We start from the raw sequence: 21990 nt of genomic DNA, 5'->3' as shown, positions 1-21990 counted from the left end.
CGCTGAATTCGATCTAAGGTGTGGAATTGGTTTTTTTTGTTTAGAATCTAAAAATAACCTTCTTCATATTGGTATCACTATGCATCCAGATTCATCAGAAACAACACAAGGCACAGCGCAACAATATGTGCATTGGTTTCGAAACTCTGCGCCGTATATCAATGCTCATCGCAACAAAACCTTTGTGCTGATGTTTGGAGGAGAAGCCTTACTGTCAGATAATTTTCAACATATTATCCATGACATTGCCCTATTACATTCTCTAGGGATTCGACTGATTTTGGTACATGGTGCACGTCCACAAATCAGTGAAAATTTAAAAGAAAAGAATCTAAAAAGTCCATTTCATAAAAACCGTCGGATCACTACACGCGAATCTTTAAGCGCAGTCATGAGTGCAGTCGGTTCAATTCGTTTAGAAATTGAAGCCTTACTTTCCATGGGACTTGCCAATTCACCGATGTACGGCGCAAGAATTGATGTGGTTTCAGGCAATTTTGTCACGGCTAAACCTTATGGCATTCGCGATGGTGTCGACTATCAACTGTCAGGTGAAGTCCGTTCAATTGACAGTGAAGCAATCTTAAAACAGTTGGATAATCATAATATTGTCCTGCTAGGTCCTTCGGGTTATTCAACCACAGGTGAAGTCTATAATCTTTTGGCTGAAGAGGTAGCGACTAAAACTGCAATCCATTTACAAGCTGACAAACTGATATTCTTAGGGAGTCAACAAGGCGTTTTGGATGAATTTGGCAAATTGATGCGTGAAGTGACACCGCAACAGTTGGATCAACATATTGCCAAATACGTAGATTCTAATTTTGAAATTGCATTACATTTAGAAAAAGCCAAAGAGGCATCGTTAAAAGGTGTACAGCGTGTTCATCTCCTTTCTTATGCCCATGATGGCGCATTGCTTGAAGAACTATTTACACGTGATGGTCATGGCACCATGATCACCGATGCTCACTATGAAGAAGTCCGTACCGCCAATATCAAAGATGTCGGTGGATTGATTGGATTATTACGTCCTTTAGAAGAAGAAGGGATTTTGGTTTATCGTTCGCGTGAACGTTTAGAAAATGAAATTGAACAATTTGCAGTGATTGAACGAGATGGAATGATTTTGGCCTGTGCTGCGCTTTATCCTATTCCAACCGCTGAAGATGAATTGAAATCAGCTGAAATTGCCTGTGTAGCAGTTCACCCAAGCTATCGTAAATCGAATCGTGGTAGTCAAATCCTGCATCACCTCGAAGAAAAAGCCAAAGATTTAGGGATTCAGCAATTGTTCATCTTAACCACACGAACAGCACATTGGTTTTTGGAACAAGGCTTTGAAAATGCATCAGTAGATGATCTGCCTCAAGCTCGACAAGCCCTTTATAACTTTCAACGCAATTCAATTGTGTGTAAAAAGTCACTGTAATCAGTGGCTTTTTTTTGTCGCTTTATCTCTATTTTGAATAACTTTATCTCACAGCACTTCATTTTGAATCTCCAACAACTTAGCACTAAACAATAAAAGCTTATCTTATTCACATATTTAAGAATAAAAATATTATTTTTCATAAACTTAAATCAATAAAAATATTCTTTATTCATTTCTACTTTTGCATAAATTCGGATAAGTTTTGCACTTTTAGTTTTATCTTTTTTATTCATTAGGAATTCCTGATTTGTTATTTTTTTCGCAATAGAAAATTCATTAGCTTATGCATCTTAGTTATTAAAGTTGTTCAAACTTTTCTAGCGATTCAAATTTTTAGTTTTTAAAACTTTTATTTAGGGATGCTACTGCTCATGACTACAGCCAATTCAAAACGCTTCAAAAAAACACTGATTCTTTCTTCGGTGGTTGCGGGTGTCATGATGCTTTCAGGCTGCGGTAAAAAAGAAGCGGAAAACGTAACGCTCAATATTGGTTATCAAAAATACGGCATTCTACCTATTGTTAAAGAACGTGGTTCACTTGAAACAGCGCTTAAAGCTCAAGGTATCAATGTTCGTTGGGTTGAGTTTCCTGCTGGACCTCAACTGCTTGAAGGTTTGAACGTCGGTAGCGTATCTTTTGGTGAAGCAGGTGAAGCGCCTCCGATTTTTGCTCAAGCAGCCAATTCCAATTTAGTTTATATCGCCAATCAGCCAGCTGCACCGAAGGCTGAAGCACTGATCGTCCAAAAAGATTCAGGCATCAAAACAGTACAAGACTTAAAAGGTAAACGTGTTGCCCTGAATAAAGGCTCAAATGTTCATTACCTATTACTCAAAGTTTTAGAGGCAAACAAACTTAAGCTTGAAGATATTGAAGTGGTGTATTTACCCCCTTCAGATGCACGTGCAGCTTTTGAGCGTGGTGCTGTCGATGCATGGGTCATTTGGGATCCGTTCTTTGCAGCAGCAGAACAACAAATTGGCGCGCGCGTGATTGCAACAGGTGAAAACTTGGTGAGCAACCATCAATTCTATTTGGCTGATCGTAAGTTTGCAGAACAAAATCCTAAAGTGCTTACAACTGTGGTGAATGAGTTAAATAGCACCACTGCATGGGTTGCAAAAAACCAAGATGAAGCCAGCAAACTTTTAGAAAAACCAACAGGCTTGTCTTTTGATGTTCTTAAATCATCGATTTCACGTATGGGCTTTGGTGTTAGTCCAATTTCAGCACAGGTCGCTAAAGAGCAACAGTATGTTGCCGATGCCTTCTATCAACAAAAATTGATTCCAAATCAAATCAATATTCAAGCTGCCATTTTAAGTTCAGCTTCTGAAAAATAATGAGCATACAACATGAAGACTTATAAAATTATTGCAATCACAGGTTTCACTGCACTGAGCTTAGGGCTAAGCGCATGCCAAAAAACTGAGCAAAAAGATCTAGAAAAAGCTTCAGCGGAAAAGACTGAGCAAGTTGACAATATTTCGATTGGATTTCAAAAATCTGCTTTGAATCTATTGGTAACACGTGAACAGAAACTGTTAGAAAAACAGTTCCCAGGTGCGCAAATAGAATGGCGTGAATTCCCTGCGGGTCCACAAATGCTTGAAGCACTTGCAATCGGTGCTGTGGATGTCGGTTATGTCGGGAATACTCCTCCTATTTTTGCTCAAGCTGCCGATAAAGATCTTAGTTATGTCGGCTATGAAGTTTATCCACCCAATGCCTTAGCTGTTGTTTTACCTAAAAACTCTACGATCAAAAAAATTGAAGACCTGAAAGGTAAACGCATCGCGGTTCAAAAAGGCTCAAGTGCACACGAACTATTAGCCAAAGTTTTAGACAAAGCAGGACTGACTTGGCAAGACATTCAACCGATATGGTTACCCCCAGCGGATGCGCGTGCAGCACTCGATAAAGGCTCTATTGATGCATGGTCAATTTGGGATCCCTATCTTTCTGCAGTAGAGCTGACAGGAAAAGTAGACGTCCTCATTGACGGTAAAGATTTCCCTAAAACCTATTCTTATTACATCGCCAATCCAAAATTCACCACTGCACATCCTCATGCTGTAGACAAAGTGATCAAAAGCTTAAATGAAGCAGATACTTGGATTTTGAATAACCAAACAGTAGCAGTCGACCTCTATTCAAGCAGTACAGGTTTAGCTCCTGACGTTGCGAAATCAGCGATCAATCGTCGTTTAAAACCCTCTCCAATTCGTCCATTGACGGATGAAAACATTCAATCTCAGCAAAAAATTGCAGATCTATTCTTCGCAGAAAAATTGATTCCGAAGCAAATCAATATTCGAGATGCGATTCAACCCATAACCTCAAGTAACTAACTTAGACAAATTATTTAAACGTATTAGTAAGGACATTCACATGAAAATTTTTTGGTTTATTCCGACACACGGAGACAGTCGTTACCTAGGTACAAGCAAAGGTGCGCGCCAAGTTGATCATGCATATATGAAACAAATTGCTGTGGCAGTGGATAACTTGGGTTATGAAGGGGTTTTGATTCCAACAGGTCGTTCATGTGAAGACCCTTGGATTACAGCAGCAAGCTTAATAGATGCAACCAAAAATTTAAAATTTCTTGTGGCATTGCGCCCAGGTGTAACAACACCAGCTTTGGCTGCACGTATGGCTGCAACGTTTGACCGTCTATCCAATGGTCGTGTGCTATTAAACCTAGTGACAGGTGGCGATGAACAAGAACTTAAAGGCGATGGTGTTTATGAAGACCATGCTACTCGTTATAAAACTGCAGCTGAATACACCAAAATTTGGCGTGAAATTTTAACGCGCTCACATACAGGTGAAAGCTTTACCTTCAAGGGTGAACGCCTTCAAGTTGAAGATGCCAAACTGCTTTATCCACCGGTTCAACAACCTTACCCACCGCTTTGGTTTGGTGGTTCTTCAGACGATGCTGTAGAGCTTGCAACTGAGCAAGTTGATACTTATTTGACTTGGGGTGAACCACCTGCAGCAGTGAAAGAAAAATTGGAAAATGTCCGTGTTAAAGCTGCTGCCAAGGGTCGTACGCTAAATTATGGTATTCGTTTACACGTGATTGTACGTGAAACCAATGAACAAGCATGGGCTGCTGCTGAAGAACTCATTCAATATGTGGATGATGCAACGATTGCAGCTGCTCAAGCCAAATTTAAAACCATGGATTCAATTGGCCAACGTCGCATGGCTGAATTGCACAATGGTGATCGTACTAAGCTTGAAGTTTCGCCAAACCTTTGGGCAGGTGTAGGTTTAGTCCGTGGTGGTGCGGGTACAGCATTGGTCGGTGATCCACAAACTGTCGCTGACCGTATTCAGGAATATGCTGATCTGGGTATCGATACCTTTATCTTCTCAGGCTACCCACATTTAGAAGAATCTATTCGTTTTGCGGAATTAGTCTTCCCTCTGCTTCCCATTGAAACGCGCAAGAAATTAACACAACCGAATCTAACAGGCCCATTTGGTGAAATCGTTGCAAATAATTATGTTGCAGATGACGCTAAAAAAGAGGTGAAAACTCAGGAGCCAGCATGACCACGCTCACAGATAAAAACCCAAGCAACACGATTGTGTTGAGTAAAAGTAATGTGATCAAACCTGATGGTTTAATCACTCGTGGTTCAAAACAAATCGGGCGACGCTTATTACCTTGGTTGGTTCCCATTTTCTTGATTGGGATTTGGCAAGTCGCTTCGATGACCGGCTTACTTGAAAGTCGTGTGTTACCCGCTCCAACAGCAGTGGTTTCTGCATTCTGGGGACTTTTAGTCAGTGGTGAGCTTTGGAAGCATGTTCAAGTTAGTGCAGGACGAGCGATCATTGGCTTACTAATTGGTGGCGGATTAGGACTCTTTTTAGGATTACTCAATGGTTCTTCCAAAGTAGCGTCGACTCTTCTCGACACTACTTTACAGATGATCCGTAATATTCCTGCCCTTGCCTTAATTCCTTTAGTGATTCTTTGGTTTGGGATTGATGAAAGCGCTAAATTATTTTTAGTGGCTATTGGTGTGTTCTTTCCAATCTATATCAATACTTATCACGGTATTCGTTCAGTCGATCCTCAACTGATTGAAATGGGTAAAAGCTACGGTTTAACCCGTTGGCAGTTATATAAAGAAATTATTTTACCTGGTGCTTTGCCTTCAATTTTAGTTGGTTTACGTTTCGCCCTAGGTTTGGTTTGGGTCTTGCTGATTGTCGCGGAAACCATCTCTGCACAAGCAGGTATCGGCTATATGACCATGAATGCACGTGAGTTTTTACAAACGGATGTCGTCTTGGTTGGCATCTTACTGTATGCCTTACTCGGTAAACTGGCCGATGTACTCGCTGTTGGCTTAGAAAAATATCTATTGCGCTGGCACCCCGGCTATCAAAAATAGGAGAGCATCATGACTGACTTGAGCATTCAACAATATGCATCTGACTTAAACACTTCGGATACAGATGCAGCGGGTCAAACACCTAACAATATTCAAACTGAAGATCAAAAAATTATTGGTGCAGAAATCAACATTGAACAACTGCATAAATTCTACGGCAAGGTCAAAGTTTTAGAAGACTTAGATTTACACATTACGCCCGGTGAGTTTATTGCGATTGTCGGGAGAAGTGGTTGTGGTAAAAGTACTTTGCTTCGACTTATCGCTGACTTAGAACAACCCAGTTATGGTGAAATCAAATTCAAATCTGCTTTGAATTTTCGTGAAGGCATTACCTCAGACGATATTCGTGTGATGTTCCAAGACCCACGCCTTCTACCGTGGAAAAACATTCTGAAAAATGTGCAATTGGGTGTAGATAAATCACAACATGGCAAAGCACACGAACTACTGAAAAAAGTAGGGCTAGATGAAAAAGCAGATCTATGGCCTGCTCAGCTTTCAGGCGGGCAACGTCAACGTGCAGCTTTAGCGCGTGCTTTATCACATACACCGCGTATTTTATTACTCGATGAACCTTTGGGTGCTTTAGATGCTCTCACGCGCTTAGACATGCAAAGTTTGATTGAACGACTGTGGTTGGAACAAGGTTTTACCACCATTTTAGTGACACATGATGTCAGTGAAGCTGTTCAATTGGCAGATCGAATTATTCTTTTAGACAAAGGACATATTGCACATCAATTTAAAGTCGACCTCTCTCGTCCACGTCAAAAAAATGCACGTTTTGTAGAGTTAGAACAACAAGTTTTAAGTGCTGTCTTGTCCACTTAAATCCATTTGTCCATGCTCGTTTAAATTTAACTGAGCATGGTGTTGAGGCTGAGGAAACATAGCTAATTTTTAAACTCATTTTTATTTTTGTCGGATTTATTGATGGGATTAATCTATATAGACCATCGCTTTTTAAATAAATTTAAATATTTAATCGCTAATAATATTTTAAGCAGTTTATTAGTTATTGTTTATTCAAAAGTTTAGATTGATCACTAAATATCAACTTAATAACTAATCTTCACAATTAATTCTAATAATCAATTTGAAATGCCATTTCGCTTGTGCACAAATCAGACATTTTGCCGTACAATTTACGAATCCCTTTTTTTAGCTATAGATGAGATGGAACAGAAAAAAAGTACGCAAAAACGCCAACAGCTTTTATCCGCAGCACTCGATGTCTTTTCTCTTTATGGGTTCAGTGGTGCGAGCTTAGATGAAATCGCCCAACGCGCAGATATGCATAAATCCAATATTTTCTACTATTATGAAAATAAGGAAGCTTTGTATGTCGAAGTCCTGACGACTGTGATGCAAAAATGGCTTGCACCTTTGCAAGTTTTAGAACCAGATCTTGAACCTGCTGAAGCGATTACTCAGTATTTGATGCAGAAGATCGAAGTGTCTCGTACTCAACCAAAAGCATCTAAATTATTTGCACTCGAAATCATTCAAGGTGCACCACATATTTTGCCAATTTTAAAGGGTCCTTTAAGAAAATTGTTTAAGCGCAAATCTAAAGTGATTTTAAACTGGCAAGAACAAGGCAAAATCTCGGATAAAATTGATGCTGAAGTGTTGATTTTAAATTTATGGGGAATTACCCAGAACTATGCAGATTTTAGTACCCAAATTGAAATGGTCACAGGTAAAACACTCAGTAACCGCAGCATGTATCAACGTACCATTGAGCACACTGTTCACATGATGTTATACGGCATCATGCCTCGTTAACTGTCTTCAATATTCTGATTTTATAGACATCATTCGTATCAATATTTGCCAGCACATATTGATTTGGCATACGACCATAGCTCTCTATGGTCGCCGAAATCAGAGATACGCTCTGAATTGAAACTTTGACAGACTGATCAACAAATATTAAATGCTTTTATATAACGATAATAATTTTTGAGCGCCCAACAATAAGTTTTCTTCCCAATCAAGATGAGCCGTATCATTGGCACCATCGGTAATATATTTGACAGAGATGAATCGAACACCGAGTTTCTTGCATACTTTGGCGATCGCATAGCCTTCCATATCGACTAAGTTGCATGACACTTTCGGTTGACCTGTTTCAAAGCTATCTCCTGTTCCACATGTCCCTTTCGGTAAGTGGTCAAAAAAGCTTTCAAGATCAATCTCAGCAGGATGATCATCATCCATAGGCGTTAATCCCACAGGAAAACCAAGCGGTGAAACGTCCATATCGCGTTGGACGAATTGAGTCACTTCAATTAAAGCATGTGCGTCAAAATAAGAACTACCTGCGCTTCCTAAATTAATGAGCGTTTTACAGCCTGTGTTTTGAATCACTTCAAAGGCTTTAAATGCAGCATTTACTTTGCCGATTCCGCTGTAATGCACCTCAATCCCTGCTTGTTCAAATAAGCCTTTCGATTCGTTCGGCAAAGCCATGATTAAAGCTAAATCGGACATTTATTCACTCATTTCACGTGATTTAAAAACCCATATTAGAAATGAAAAACCAACTTGTCGCAATTTAATCTGTACAAAATTGAGATGCAATCACGTGCTCAATAAACCTTAAAAATCATTTTCACAGAAAAAAAGCTGTGTAAAAACACAACAACAAGACGAAACTGTCAGAATATGGCAATATATAGCCCAAATTCATATTAGTCACTTAATCGCCCATGAAGCTGCTCCGTCTGAATGCTTTAGCGCCAAATTTTAAATTGCCAGAAACTGCCGTAACCATCGGTAATTTTGACGGTGTGCATTTGGGTCATCAGGCGATGGTGAGCCAACTCAAAGATATTGCCAAACAACAAAATCTAAAAACAGTGGTCATGATTTTTGAGCCACAACCCCTTGAATACTTTAAAGCTTACGAAGCCCCGCCTCGTATTACCTCACTCCGTGAAAAAGTAGAATATTTAACGGAATTGGGCGTGGATTATATTGCGGTAGCAAAGTTTGATGATGCCTTTCGTAACCTCAGTGCAGAACAGTTTGCAGAGATATTAAAAGACAAACTCAACACCCAAAGCTTAGTCTTAGGTGAAGACCATCATTTCGGTAAAAACCGCCAAGGTAATAGTCAATTCTTACGTGACTATGGTTTTCATGTCACCGATCTACAAAACATTGAAGTGGATGGCGAACGCGTCAGTTCGACTCTGGTTCGCCAAACATTGATGGATGGTAATTTAGCTAGAGCTGCGCAACTGCTTGGGCGTCCATATAGCATTACTGGACGAGTGCAATATGGTGATCAAATTGGTCGTACCATTGATTTCCCAACCATCAATGTCCGTTTAAACCGACACCGTCCTTGTTTAAATGGCATTTATGGTGTCGATGTCATCTGTGAAACACGCTCTTTAAAAGAGAAAGTACTCGCAGACGAGCCGACCCGAGCAGGTATCGCGGGTTATAGTGAATCTGCTCTATTTGGTGCTGGGCATGTCGGTACTCGACCTGCGATCAAACAAGATCATCCTGAATGGCGATTAGAAGTACATTTCCCTAATGTTTCTGCTAATCTGTATGGCCTGCTTATGCGGGTGACATTCTTGAACTATTTACATGGCGAAAAGAATTATCCTTCGCTTGAAGCCTTAAAATCTGGAATTGATGATGATGTAGAGAAGCTCCTTGAGTTTCGTCAAAGTCACCCCCATTTTCCTTTTTAAATCCCTATTTTTTATTGTAAAACGCGTCAGTCTAATCACTGATAAATTTGGAAGACAACTTGCATGAGCGATAAGCAAACTCCTGAAAATGCTGTGGACTACAAAGCCACACTAAACCTCCCAGGTACTGAATTTGCAATGAAAGCAAATCTCGCAGTACGTGAAGCAAAATGGTTAGAAGAGTGGTATGCCGACGACATTTATCAGCAGATTCGTACATCGCGTATTGGCAAGAAAAAATATGTGCTGCATGACGGCCCTCCTTATGCAAATGGTCAAATCCATTTAGGTCATGCAGTCAACAAAGTACTGAAAGACATCATCATCAAAAGCCGCATTATGGATGGCTTCGATGCACCGTATGTACCAGGTTGGGACTGTCACGGTCTGCCTATTGAACTTAAAGTAGAAGAAAAAGTCGGGAAAGTCGGCGTGAAAGTCGATGCACCAACCTTCCGTAAAGCCTGCCGTGAATATGCATATACGCAAATCGAACTTCAAAAGAAAGATTTCGTACGCATGGGCGTGTTCGGTGATTGGGATAATCCTTACTTAACGATGAATTTCAAACAAGAAGCGAATATTGTTCGCTCTGTGGGTGAAATCGCAAAAGCTGGTCATATCGAACCAGGTCTTAAGCCAGTCAACTGGTGTTTAGACTGTGGTTCATCTTTGGCTGAAGCTGAAGTTGAGTATGAAGATAAAAAATCAGATGCCATTGATGTCGGCTTCACTGTTGTTGATTTAGCTGATCTTTCTGCTCGCCTAGGTGTCACTGTTACCGATTCAACAGACATTGTGATTTGGACAACGACACCTTGGACGATGCCTGCAAACCAAGCAGTTGCATTGCATGCTGATATTGAATACCAATTGGTGAAAGCAACTGCTGAAAACAAAGTTGCGCAAAACCTAATTTTAGCAAAAGACCTAGTTCAATCTGCCTCTGAGCGTTATGGCTTTGAAGCATTTGAAGTCCTTGCTGATTTTACAGGGAACAAACTTGAAAAACTCATCTTACAACATCCACTGATTACCGACCGCCAAGTACCTGTAATCTTGGGCGAACACGTGACTGCTGGTAGTGGTACAGGCGCTGTACATACTGCACCAGGTCATGGTGTGGACGATTATAAAGTCGGTTTGATTTACAACCTTAAAGTTGAAAACCCTGTAGGCGGTAATGGTGTTTATTTACCGACATCACCGATTTTCCCGGGTGAGCACATTTATAAAGCCAATCCAAAAATCATTGCTGCATTAACAGAAGGTGGCAAACTTTGGGCGCATGTTGCGATTAAACATAGCTACCCACATTGCTGGCGTCATAAAACACCCATTATTTTCCGTGCAACGCCGCAATGGTTCATTAGCATGGATGCGCAAGGCTTACGTCAAAAAGCCTTGAATGCCATTGAAAACGACATCAGTTTCGTACCAGATTGGGGTAAAAACCGTATTCAATCGATGATTGAAGGGCGTCCTGACTGGTGTATCTCACGTCAACGTACGTGGGGCGTGCCAATTCCATTCTTCGTGCACAAAGACACCAATGAATTACATCCGCGCACAGCAGAACTCATCGAAGAAGTGGCTCAACTGATCGAGAAAGAAGGTATAGATGGTTGGTACAACCGTGATGCTCGTGAGTTTATCGGTGATGATGCAGATTGCTATAACGCCGTTCGTGACACATTAGACGTTTGGTTCGACTCAGGAACAACTCACTTCGCGGTACTCCGTGAACGTGAAGAATTATCAGATCCTGCTGATCTTTACCTTGAAGGTTCAGATCAACACCGTGGTTGGTTCCAATCTTCACTTCTTACCTCGATTGCGATCAATGAACGTGCGCCATACAAAGGCTTGTTAACGCATGGCTTCGTGGTCGATGAGAAAGGTCGTAAGATGTCGAAGTCTTTGGGTAACATCATTACCCCGCAAGACATCATTAAAGACATGGGTGCAGATGGTTTACGCTTCTGGATCGCATCAGCGGATTACCGTTATGAAATGACCGCAGGTAAAGAAATCTTTAGTCGTGCGTCTGACGGCTACCGTCGTATTCGTAACACTTTACGTTTCTTGTTAGCAAACTTAAATGGTTTCCAACCTGCTACAGATTGTCTAGCAATTGATGATTTGATCGCACTTGATCAATACATCCTACAACGTGCTGCTGAAGTACAGAAAACCATTCAACAAGCTTATGAAGATATGAACTTCCATATCGTGACCAATGCTTTAACGAACTTCTGTATTAACGATTTAGGTGGCTTCTACTTAGACATCATTAAAGATCGTCAGTACACCACAAAATCAGATTCTCAAGCACGTCGTTCTGCACAAACTGCGTTGTACCATTTGGTTCAAGCATTTGTACGTTGGATGGCGCCAATCTTGACCTTCACTGCACAAGAAGCTTGGCCACTGATCCCTGGTCAAACTGAGAAATACGTCTTCACTACTGAATGGTATGACATCCCTGCTGCATCAAATGCCAATGTCGTATCTGAAGCTGAATGGCAAACTCTGATTTCTGTGAAATCTGCTGTGAATAAATTCATTGAATCTGCGCGTACAGCAAAAACTGTAGGTTCTAACTTGTCTGCTAAAGTTGATCTTTGGGCAAATGATGAATTAAAAGCAGTACTTGATCGCTTAGGCGATGAATTACGTTTCGTTTTAATCACGTCACAAGTGAATGTAAATGTATTTGATGAAGCTCAAGGTGACGCATCTGATCTAGATGGTTTACGTGTACAAGTGTCTGCTGCAGACGGTGAAAAATGTGCACGTTGCTGGCATGTACTTCCTGATGTGAATACACATCATGCACATCCAAGTCTTTGTTCTCGTTGTATTATTAACCTCCCAACAGGTCAAGGTGAAGAGAGAAAATATGCCTAATCCACACAATAAAAAGGGCTTATTCCAGTTTTACCCACACAATTTGTGGTGGGTAGGTTTGTCTATTATCGCGATTATTCTCGATCAATGGACCAAATGGATTGCAACGACACATCTGAACTATGCAGATCCTGTCCCTGTATTGCCCTTTTTAAATTGGACATTGTTACATAACTACGGCGCTGCCTTTAGTTTCTTGTCCGATGCTGGTGGTTGGCAACGCTATTTCTTTACTTCTCTTGCAGGGATTGTGTCTGTTATTTTCGTATTTTGGCTGGTTCGTATGCCAAAGAGCGTGACCATTTTACCTTTGGCGATCGCCCTGATTTTAGGTGGTGCTGTGGGTAATCTAATTGACCGTGTCGCTTTGGGCTATGTGGTCGATTTCATTCATGTGTATTACAACAACAGCCACTTCCCTGCATTTAATATCGCTGATAGTGCCATTACTTTAGGTACAATCTTGCTCCTTATCGATACTTTCTTCTTAGAAAAACATCGTATTCAAGCTGCGGAAGCGCAAAAAAATGACTGATTTTATCAATCCAAATGAAGACACTCGCATCGAAGCGGGTGCTAAAGTCGATCTACACTTTTCAGTGGCCATTGAAAATGGCGTAGAAATTGACAATACACGTAGCCGTGAAGAGCCAGTCAGCTTAGTCATGGGTGACGGTAGCTTATTACCTGGTTTTGAAAAAGCACTGTTTGGTTTACGTGCTGGTGATCGCCGTACTGTCAGCCTACCACCTGAAGATGCATTCGGCCCTTGGAACCCTGAAAACGTTCAAAAGTTTGATACAGTGAAGTTCGAACAACGTCCTGTTGAAGGCGAAATGATCGAGTTTGAAGATAAGGCTAAACAAAGCTTATTTGGTGTGGTTAAAACAATCGGTGATGATATTACTGAAGTTGATTTTAACCATCCACTTGCAGGTAAAGACATTACTTTTGAAGTTGAAATCTTCAAAGTGACGCCAGCAGGTCAGCAAGGCATTAAAATTATGTAAGTCTATCTGACTGATATGGTTTAAAGCTCCCCTTCGGGAGCTTTTTTTATGCGATTACATTTGTTCTGAGATCAGCATTTCAATACAATAATCGAATATTTACAGACGAATAAACGCTTTAATCTCAGAGATATAAACTCAAAATAGGATAATAAATGAATATTTTCATTGTTGTAGGTAGTGTTCGTGAAGGTCGTACTGCGATTAAGGTTGCAGATTGGATTCAAAAAACAATTCAATCTTACGAATTCAGTACAGTGAAGACAGAAATTGTCGATTTAAAAGAATGGGATTTGCCCTTCTTTGCTGGAGCTCACCCTCCGCTGACAGGCATTTATGATCAGCCTAAACAACAAGATTGGGCAGATAAAATTGCTCAAGGTGATGCTTTTATTTTCATTAGCCCTGAATACAACCATGGTTACAGCCCTGCGCTTAAAAATGCTTTGGATTACTTAGGTAAAGAATGGCAAGGCAAACCTGCTGGCTATATCAGTTACGGAGGCAGTAATGGTTCACGTTCAATCGATCAAATTCGCCAAGTGGCAACACAACTTGGTTTGGTTGATTCAAATGCAGTCGTGGAAATTCGTGATATTTTCGCACGTAATCGTGGTGAAACTTTTGAAGGCAATGAGTTTGATGATAAAGCATTAAAATCAGTTTTCGATAAATTGGTTCAATATGTGAGTGCTTAAATCAATTTTAGATCAGCACCTGTGTAAGAAAATGCTTACATGCGAATCCGTCTCTGACCTCTATGCTGATTTTAATATACGCTTTATATTTAACTCATACAGAGACAGGAAGTCTCATAAAATAAAAAGAATATCAGATGCAGGAAGCAATAGATTTGACAGGAGTTAAATCTCAGCAATATATAAAAAAGCCTCAACAGGATGTTGGGGCTTTTTTAATACATGTCATCACTCTCTGGATAACAAAATAAATCTCTTCAGCCAAAGCCACTGTTATCTATTTTCGATGATTAGAATTCGATCATTAGAAACAGTGACTGAATAAGATGAGTCTTTAACTATTGTGCTCTGAGTTGTTGAAATTCCGCATCATTAAAATATCTCAACATCCCTATTTAGAGACCTCTACAATCAATCGCGTCGCTAAATACAAACGCGGAACAATGGTATCTTTTAAAATATACTCAGCATTACTCGAATGAGCACCATCCCCTGACAGCCCCATTCCTTCAATGATCGCAGCTTTAGATTTTACGCCAGCGAATGCCGCATCTGTGCCACCACCAGTCGGTGTAAGAGAAACTGTCAGTGGTATATTCAACTCATTTTTATAAATCGCTTGAGCTTGCTCGGCTAACTTTTTAGAAGCATCATTTGCTGCCAAAGGTGGGCGTCGTACTTCGAATTTGACACTGACTTGGCTATCTGCCAATTTTTTATTGTTAACCTTCTCATTCAGTGTCTTTTCAACAGCCTCAAAATCTTGTACTCGTAAAGCACGAACATCTGCTTGAGCAGTAGCATGGTCAGGGATTACATTACGTGTCTTACCCGCTTCAGCAACCGTCCAATTAAGCTTTAAACCTGTCTTGGCATCAGATAAGTTTTGTAGCTGTGCAATTTGGTGTGAAAGCTCTGTGAGTGCATTCACGCCAGCTTCTGGTTTCACTCCTGCATGTGAAGATTTTCCTTTAATATCTAAATACGCAGCGCCAATTCCACTGGTCGCTAAACGTAAATTACCATCTTTCCCCCCGCCTTCAAATGAGAAGACAACTTCCTGATCCTGAGCAGTTTCAGTAATCAATTTACGAGAGGCAGGTGAACTGATTTCCTCATCAGAATTCATTAAAACAGTGATCGTACCGTAATCTTTATAATTTATTTTTTTAAGCGTATTGAGTACATGCAAGATTGAAGCGACACCCTGTTTATCATCAATAATTCCTAAGCCATACACCTGATTACCATCGACTTTGAAAGGTTGATTTTTCAACATACCACGTTGATAAACTGTATCCATATGCGCAATCATCATGATCTTACTTTTGCCCTGCCCTTTGAGCACGGCTTTGACCATAGGACCCATTTTTTCAGGGGTATCATCCATTCGATAAATATCAGTACTGTTAATGATGTTGACTTCTGCACCCACTGCTTTTAATTGATCAGCTACAACTTTGGCGATTTGATTCAGCCCTTCAATATCCTTACTGCCAGACTCAATATTGACCAACGTTTTCAATGTATCTAAATAGGCTGTTTCTTCTGCCTGTACCGCAGTTTTAATTTGTTCAGGTGTAGCTGCATATAGTATTGCGGAGAAAGATAAGCTCGATAGAAGTATCGAATATTTTAGAGTGCTTGAAGTGTTCAGGCGTGTTTTTTGAAGTCTTTTTATCATTAGAATCATTCCATGTTTTCCTTTTGACTTTTCAATGTCATATAAAAAACAGGAATGATCAATAAAATAATCACATTTAAATGTAATCAAGTTTGAATCTTTATATTAAATAGGAAAAATCATCAAAATAATATTCTTAATGATTCAATCATTAATTTTGACCCACTGTTAAATTTTGATTGCCAATACATTTACAACCACATGCAAGCGGTGAATTATGCTGTGCTGCGGGTTTGCCCATGACCACCATTTTATTGTCACCAGCGACAATCGTTGTCACTGTTTTATGTTTAGGACACGTTGCCTTATCACCTACACAGGCAACAGGTTTACCTTCAATTAAAAAAGCGGTATTGGCAGAGATCACTTGCCCCCCACCTGTGGTTGGAGAGCCAATCGTAATATAGGGAAAAGCCATCTTATTTATCCTTATTCTTGAATGTATTAAATTTGAAGTTATAAAACTTCAAATTCAATACGGCGGTTCTTCTTACGACCTTCAGCTGTTGCATTATCAGCAACGGGTTTATCCGCACCTAAACCTTCAGTGGTCAAACGCGTTGCAACAATACTTTTAGAGATTAAATATTGTTTTACTGCTTCAGCGCGCTGTTGACTTAATTCTTTATTTTTAACTGGATTACCTTGACTGTCGGTATGCCCTATGATTTTGACATTTTTACCCTGAACTTTATTCAGTGCAATGACCATCTCATCAAGAATTTGTGTTCCCGCAGGTAATAACACTGCACTGCCTGATTCAAATTCAATAATACGATTTTTCAGTGCATTATCAATCACAGCTTGCTCAGCATGGTTCACCCCTAGTTGAGCACTAAAACGATAAGGCGCCTGAATTAACGATTGAAAAGTTGCAGTCATCGACTGAATTTCATTTGGATTTAAAATTTTACCCGATAAATCCACCTGCGTTCCGCGCACAGACAACTTCCCTTGCGAAACTTTTTTCAAATCTGGTGTAATCACATTGGTGACGGATTCACTCCAACCATTTGGCGCTGAAACTGGACGTACTTGGATTTTATCAATCACTTGATCTTGAGGATAAATACTTCGGGTTTTCGCTAAAATCGCTTGTTTAGACTGTTCATTTGGAACAACCCCTTCAACGATAATATCTTTCGCAAAACCGATTCCGCTGATCCCTAAACCAATACAAAAACAACCCAGTTGAACCGCACTCGCAATCTTATTTTTTATATTCATAACTATTCATCTATAAATGTCTGACGGAAGATTTTCATACCTTGATTCAGGCTGAGTTGTCTTTCACACAAGTTTTGTTCTAGCGTTGCAAGCCCTGCATTTTGCTCTAAATAAGCATCTATCCAGCTTGCTTCAATCAGTGACACCCAATGCTCCGTTTGCATATTTTGCGTAAAAATATCGCTCAATGCTTCAATATCGGCACCTTGGAATCCAAACAATAAGACTGGATTATCCGAATGCAAAATCCCGATTAAAACTTCAGTATTATTTTTAGATAAGAATCTTGAAATCAAACTGACCCAGAATGCTGCAATTTCATAGCAATAACTTGGATTATTGATCGGCAAAATTAGAATCTTATTCAGCTTAGACGTGCCATTTTTCAATACAGGTTGAAGAAGCAATCCCAGTCCAATCATACTTTGTGCAAGTTCGTACACACTGACTTTCATCAGTTGTGCAAATGAATGCATGGTATGGTTATCAAAAAAACGACTGGTTTCAGACGGATCTAAAATTTGAATTTCATCTGAAAGCTTCGCCAATTTATCCAATAAAATGTCTGGGTCTCGAACCGTGCGAATCACACGGTTACGTTGGAACAGATCAATCAAAACAGGCTTATAACTATAAGGTGCAAACAACAAGTTTTGGAAAGGTGAATCCACTTCTAATAAGTGACTAAGTACCATGGGAAACTGACGACCAGAGCTATCCTCACTGGTAATCAGATTCGCGACCATAAACATATTTTCTTTAGGGTTTGCAATGAAGAAATCTAAAGAAGCCAATGTTTGATACGTTTCATTAAAATTAGGGTTCTTCATCGCAAGGTCTAGAGCTTCAGTAATCCACTGATCAATGACTTGAATCAGGGAATACTGCCCTTTGCTCTTGAGAAAATCCCCTCGCGCAGGGCTCTTACCATAATACAACGGCGTAGATTTTACGATTTGCATGGTTGATCTCCCTGTCTGTTCTTTCCTTGAATCATCATGGTGTTGCACCTCCTGCTGCTGGAGCAGTAGAGCTTGTCGCATTTTGTAGCGCTGTAGCTGTTGCAGGATTAGCCGTACCTGTTGACGGTGCGATAGGCGCTGCTTGTGCTGAAATTACACGAACTGCAGTCTTATTGGTGGTGACTTTATCAACCAATTGTAGACCGTTAAAGTCACGGTTCGAACCAACGCTTGGATTGCCACCTTGGCTTGAATTACCACTAATCAAGCGGAAGTTTACTTTGACTGCAACTTGAGGATTTTGTGGACTAGACCATGTCATTTGAACAACGCCATTTTGTTCTACACGTTGTGATGAATCGATCAGCTTGTTAATCCCGTATTCACCTGGTGCATCAAATACAGTATGTGTTTTACCTTCTAAATCTACCGCAGTAATACGCGCACCTGGGATTGCACCCGCATTTGGCCAGACAAAGTTCACCCACTGTTGAATGCCATTTTCAAAGATCAATCGTTGACCATCGATGTCGATGGTATAAGACAATAATTGTTGATTTGGCAATGGATAGAACTGGAAGTTAGACTGATTTGCAGCAACAGGCGCAGCAGTTGCACCACCCGCAGATAACCCTGTTGCAACACCATTTAACGGCGCTACATAACGCTGGAAGTTCATCACAAATTGAGGGTTTAAAATAATCCCTTGGTCTTTCCATGTTTTAGAGGTCAATGTATAACCACGGCGAACTACAAATGGATCTAGGGTTTCTTTCACAAAGTTCGCAATACTACCTGCTTCACCAAAAATTTGACCAATTTCACCACTAGTCGCTTGGAGTGAAGCAGAAGAGTTAAATGGTATTTTTTTACTTAAATTTTGATTAAAAGGTTGATAAGCCTGCATCGTCCAAAGTTTGTTGATCTCTTCCTGCGTTGGCACAATTAGACTTTCAAATGATTGCGTTAATGGGCTAATAAATAGCTTTTGCACAATCTTATTGTCTAAATCATTTAAACCAACCGATAGTTTTTCATCAACTAGCTTTTGAGTCACGTTTAGTACAGAAGTCTGTTCATTGATGGTTTGTTTCACCAAAGCCATTGAGTTCGGTCCAATGTCACCCGCATTTTTCAAATCGTTCATTTTACTGCGAACTTGACTTAGGCTTTCTAAGTACTCATCTAGCAATGATTTGTTCTGCTGATCATCACGCTTACGTACCAATTGATAGAACACATTGAACTCTTTCGAGATAATACCTTGAGTTTGACTCGCAGCACGTTCGACAGCATTCGAGGTATCTTGACGTAATACTTTACGTTTAAACCATGCCACAAAACCTTTTTGCGGTGCAGCTAATTCAGCTTGAACCACAGGGTTGTCCCAACTGGTTTCTTTGGCTGTACGCTCGACCAATGTACGAATTGGAGAATTCTGTGGTTCACCCAATAAATCAATTGCTTTACGTTGCTGTTCAAAATCAGGTGTTTTCGCATAGTAAACAGAACCTAAAAACTTACGCCATTCAGCGATATATTCTTTCTTATAAAGTTCAGTAAGCTGTCTACGAATTTGATCTGGACTACCACTAAAGGTTAAGTCATCAGATTGATTAGCATTGAGCACCCAGTCTTTAGACTCAGTCGGGCTATTTGCTGCCTTATCAATCTCTTGTTCGATAAACTCACTCCATGCCTTTTGAGTAAATACACCTGGCAATGCATATGAACCCAAAACCACTGAACGGTTTGCTTCACCTACAATTTGAGCAGTTGTCACCGCAGGGAAACGCGCTGCGCCACGCATTTTAATTTCGTTATAAACACGATCCCGCGCAGGCATACCTTTCATCACTGAAAGCAATACATTACGGCTTTGATCCACCAATTGCGCATCAGCAGACAAGGTTGGGAATTTCGGATCATTTGCCAACGTCATGCTATAAGTCAGAATTTGTTCTGCACGTTGAATCATTTCACCACGTGGCATTTGCCCACGATTGGCATCTAGCCATGAACGCCAAAAACGAGTCACCTGATCACTTAAATGACTCGCTTCCATGTATTGTGGATTGCTCATCATTAAATAGGCTTTCAATGCGTTATACGCATCTTGCGGACTGGTATCACTTGGTTCTAAATTCTGTTGTGATTTACTCGAGGCCTGTTCAATCTGAACATTAACGTGATTGGCTTTCAGGGTTATTTCATTGGCTTTAACACGTTGTAAGAACTGCGAAATATTCTGTTGAGATGGCTCAAGCACAATTTGCTTCACACCTTTTAGGTATTCGGTTTTCAACTTTTCACGAAGCTCATTACCTTGGTACATACCAAAGCCAAATTTTAATGGACGATTATCATCAAAATCATCGAGCTGTTGTAAGCGTTGTTGTAATACTAAGAGTGCATCCAATTGAGTTGAAAGCGCTTGACCAGAGGTCTGCTCCATTTGCACAACTTTATTTAAGTCCGCTTGTACATCTGCAATCAATTGCTGATTATTACGATATGACCATACCCATAAACCGAGAATAATCGACATCCCCAACAAAGCCGCGATAAATGTTAAATAACGCTGACGTTTTTTGGCTGGATTAATATGCTGTTTTACTAAATCTTTATCTTTCAAAATCACATTTGAAAAAAGACCTTTTAAGAAATAACCATGGTTTTGAGAAACCGATGTTTTGGGAATACCATGTTCGCTGTTCGGAATTTTAGTCAGTCGGAAGTCTTGAGCAATTTGCTCCGTCATTGGACTTTCAATCACACCTTCTTGTAGTGCACTGGTAAAATAGAAGCCACGGAAAACAGGTTTAAATTGATATGGGTTTTCTTCGAATAACGTACCAATAAATGTTTTTAACGCAGGCTTAAGCGTCTTAAACTCAAGTGGGAAAGTCATAACACTTGGTGAAATATTTTGAGAATGACGGCGACTTAAATGCGTCGTACTTACGCTCTTCAATCCATCATATAAAATATTGTAGTGTTGCTCGAACAAGTCGACTGCATTGTTTGAAGAGTCAGGTTCGTACGGTAATGTTGCGCCCCAAACTTGATCAAACTCTTCCTGTTCATAGCAATCAAAAAATTCCGTAAAACCTGCGATCAAGTCCATTTTTGAGAAGACCAGATACACAGGTGCAAAAATCTCTAAACGCTCAGTTAAATCTTGAATACGTGCACGTAAATTTTTAGCTAACTTCAAAGATTTTTCAGGACTTTGACTAACCAACTCAGCAATACTGACGGTGACAATCAAACCATTAATTGGTGCTTTAGATCGGTTCTTTTTCAATAAATCTAAAAAGCCAACCCATTCTGAATGATCCTCTGAATAGACAGAATAGCGACCAGCAGTATCCAACAGTACCCCTTCTGTTGAGAAAAACCAGTCACAGTTACGCGTACCACTCAAGCCAGATGAAACCGCACTTTTATGTGTCTCTTCAAATGGAAATTTCAAACCCGAATTATAAATGGCAGAGCTTTTACCCGCAGCTGGGTTACCAATCACCATATACCAAGGTAATTCATATAAAGCTGCATTGCCTTTCTTATCGCCAAGCTTTGATTTACGAATCAATTGAATTGAATCTTTCATCTGCTGGCTAACCAGTTGTAGCTCTTCTTTATCTTTCTGCTTACCGTATTCAGCTTCAGTGTCTTTTTCTATTGCTTCAGCAAGTTCTTCGCCTTGTTGTGCGTGTTTTCGACGTTGGAATAAAAAATAGATTCCATAAATAATTAACCCGACAAAATAGGCACCAAGCAAAGGGAAAAAGAATTTATTGGGAATGGTATTTTTCAACGCCATAATTGAAACAAATATAGACAATGCGATGATTGCCTTTGGATTTGTAATGTATTGCCACAAGTAGCCTAAAATAATATACATTTTTTTCTCGTTCTATT

General features: G+C 40.1%; 18 protein-coding genes. 12 read left to right on the top strand and 6 right to left on the bottom strand.

Annotation, left to right across the window (positions count from 1 at the left end):
* Positions 1-79: 79 nt before the first annotated feature.
* The 7 genes from argA to AC5YDM_RS06345 all read left to right on the top strand — a co-directional run bounded on the left by argA (position 80) and on the right by AC5YDM_RS06345 (position 7647).
* Positions 80-1432 (top strand): amino-acid N-acetyltransferase, encoded by a 1353-nt coding sequence (argA, locus tag AC5YDM_RS06375; protein WP_496151285.1) that lies wholly within the window; start codon positions 80-82, stop codon positions 1430-1432.
* A 374-nt stretch (positions 1433-1806) separates the two neighbouring features.
* A complete protein-coding gene (locus tag AC5YDM_RS06370) occupies positions 1807-2781 on the top strand; it encodes a sulfonate ABC transporter substrate-binding protein (protein WP_496151284.1) in 975 nt (324 codons plus the stop codon).
* A 12-nt stretch (positions 2782-2793) separates the two neighbouring features.
* Positions 2794-3789 carry an aliphatic sulfonate ABC transporter substrate-binding protein gene (locus tag AC5YDM_RS06365; protein ID WP_496151283.1) on the top strand — a complete coding sequence of 332 codons (996 nt, stop codon included), beginning with the start codon at positions 2794-2796 and terminating at the stop codon, positions 3787-3789.
* 40 nt (positions 3790-3829) lie between these two features.
* The gene (gene ssuD, locus AC5YDM_RS06360) at positions 3830-5005 is read left to right on the top strand and encodes an FMNH2-dependent alkanesulfonate monooxygenase (RefSeq protein WP_496151282.1); all 1176 of its coding nucleotides are present in this window, start codon (positions 3830-3832) and stop codon (positions 5003-5005) included.
* Entirely contained in the window at positions 5002-5856 is an 855-nt protein-coding gene (gene ssuC / locus AC5YDM_RS06355; protein WP_496151281.1) for an aliphatic sulfonate ABC transporter permease SsuC, read from the top strand. Before ssuD ends, ssuC begins: the two co-directional genes overlap by 4 nt.
* 9 nt (positions 5857-5865) lie before the next feature.
* The gene (locus AC5YDM_RS06350; RefSeq protein ID WP_496151280.1) at positions 5866-6690 is read left to right on the top strand and encodes an ABC transporter ATP-binding protein; all 825 of its coding nucleotides are present in this window, start codon (positions 5866-5868) and stop codon (positions 6688-6690) included.
* Between the two features lie 336 nt (positions 6691-7026).
* Complete coding sequence (locus AC5YDM_RS06345) at positions 7027-7647, top strand: TetR/AcrR family transcriptional regulator (protein ID WP_496125407.1); 621 nt, start codon at positions 7027-7029, stop codon at positions 7645-7647.
* A 147-nt stretch (positions 7648-7794) separates the two neighbouring features.
* Here AC5YDM_RS06345 and AC5YDM_RS06340 read toward each other — a convergent pair whose 3' ends face one another.
* Entirely contained in the window at positions 7795-8355 is a 561-nt protein-coding gene (locus AC5YDM_RS06340; RefSeq protein WP_496151279.1) for a 5'-methylthioadenosine/S-adenosylhomocysteine nucleosidase family protein, read from the bottom strand.
* Positions 8356-8573: 218 nt separating this feature from the next.
* Between AC5YDM_RS06340 and ribF the strand changes: the two genes are divergently transcribed.
* The 5 genes from ribF (at position 8574) to AC5YDM_RS06315 (ending at position 14193) form a co-directional block, all read left to right on the top strand.
* A complete protein-coding gene (ribF, locus tag AC5YDM_RS06335) occupies positions 8574-9575 on the top strand; it encodes a riboflavin biosynthesis protein RibF (RefSeq protein WP_496151278.1) in 1002 nt (333 codons plus the stop codon).
* A gap of 63 nt (positions 9576-9638) precedes the next feature.
* Positions 9639-12485 carry an isoleucine--tRNA ligase gene (gene ileS / locus AC5YDM_RS06330; RefSeq protein WP_496151277.1) on the top strand — a complete coding sequence of 949 codons (2847 nt, stop codon included), beginning with the start codon at positions 9639-9641 and terminating at the stop codon, positions 12483-12485.
* Entirely contained in the window at positions 12478-13020 is a 543-nt protein-coding gene (gene lspA, locus AC5YDM_RS06325) for a signal peptidase II (RefSeq protein WP_496151276.1), read from the top strand. The genes ileS and lspA overlap by 8 nt, the downstream gene beginning before the upstream one ends.
* On the top strand, positions 13013-13495 hold the full coding sequence (locus AC5YDM_RS06320; protein WP_496151275.1) for an FKBP-type peptidyl-prolyl cis-trans isomerase: 483 nt from the start codon (positions 13013-13015) through the stop codon (positions 13493-13495). The genes lspA and AC5YDM_RS06320 overlap by 8 nt, the downstream gene beginning before the upstream one ends.
* 155 nt (positions 13496-13650) lie before the next feature.
* Positions 13651-14193: an NADPH-dependent FMN reductase gene (locus AC5YDM_RS06315; protein ID WP_496151274.1), complete on the top strand. Its 543-nt coding sequence runs from the start codon at positions 13651-13653 to the stop codon at positions 14191-14193.
* 391 nt (positions 14194-14584) lie between these two features.
* Here the strand turns inward: AC5YDM_RS06315 and AC5YDM_RS06310 are convergent, their stop codons facing one another.
* The 5 genes from AC5YDM_RS06310 to tssM all read right to left on the bottom strand — a co-directional run bounded on the left by AC5YDM_RS06310 (position 14585) and on the right by tssM (position 21973).
* A complete protein-coding gene (locus AC5YDM_RS06310; protein WP_496151273.1) occupies positions 14585-15877 on the bottom strand; it encodes a glutamate carboxypeptidase in 1293 nt (430 codons plus the stop codon).
* Positions 15878-16028: 151 nt separating this feature from the next.
* Positions 16029-16295 (bottom strand): PAAR domain-containing protein, encoded by a 267-nt coding sequence (locus tag AC5YDM_RS06305; protein ID WP_496151272.1) that lies wholly within the window; start codon positions 16293-16295, stop codon positions 16029-16031.
* A gap of 38 nt (positions 16296-16333) precedes the next feature.
* Entirely contained in the window at positions 16334-17104 is a 771-nt protein-coding gene (locus AC5YDM_RS06300) for an OmpA family protein (RefSeq protein WP_496151271.1), read from the bottom strand.
* A 2-nt stretch (positions 17105-17106) separates the two neighbouring features.
* Complete coding sequence (gene tagF / locus AC5YDM_RS06295; protein WP_496151270.1) at positions 17107-18066, bottom strand: type VI secretion system-associated protein TagF; 960 nt, start codon at positions 18064-18066, stop codon at positions 17107-17109.
* 34 nt (positions 18067-18100) lie between these two features.
* A complete protein-coding gene (gene tssM / locus AC5YDM_RS06290) occupies positions 18101-21973 on the bottom strand; it encodes a type VI secretion system membrane subunit TssM (RefSeq protein ID WP_496151269.1) in 3873 nt (1290 codons plus the stop codon).
* Positions 21974-21990: the final 17 nt, after the last annotated feature.

The sequence above is a fragment of the Acinetobacter sp. CY81 genome (assembly GCF_059515925.1).
This window is presented reverse-complemented; position numbering and strand designations above follow the sequence as displayed.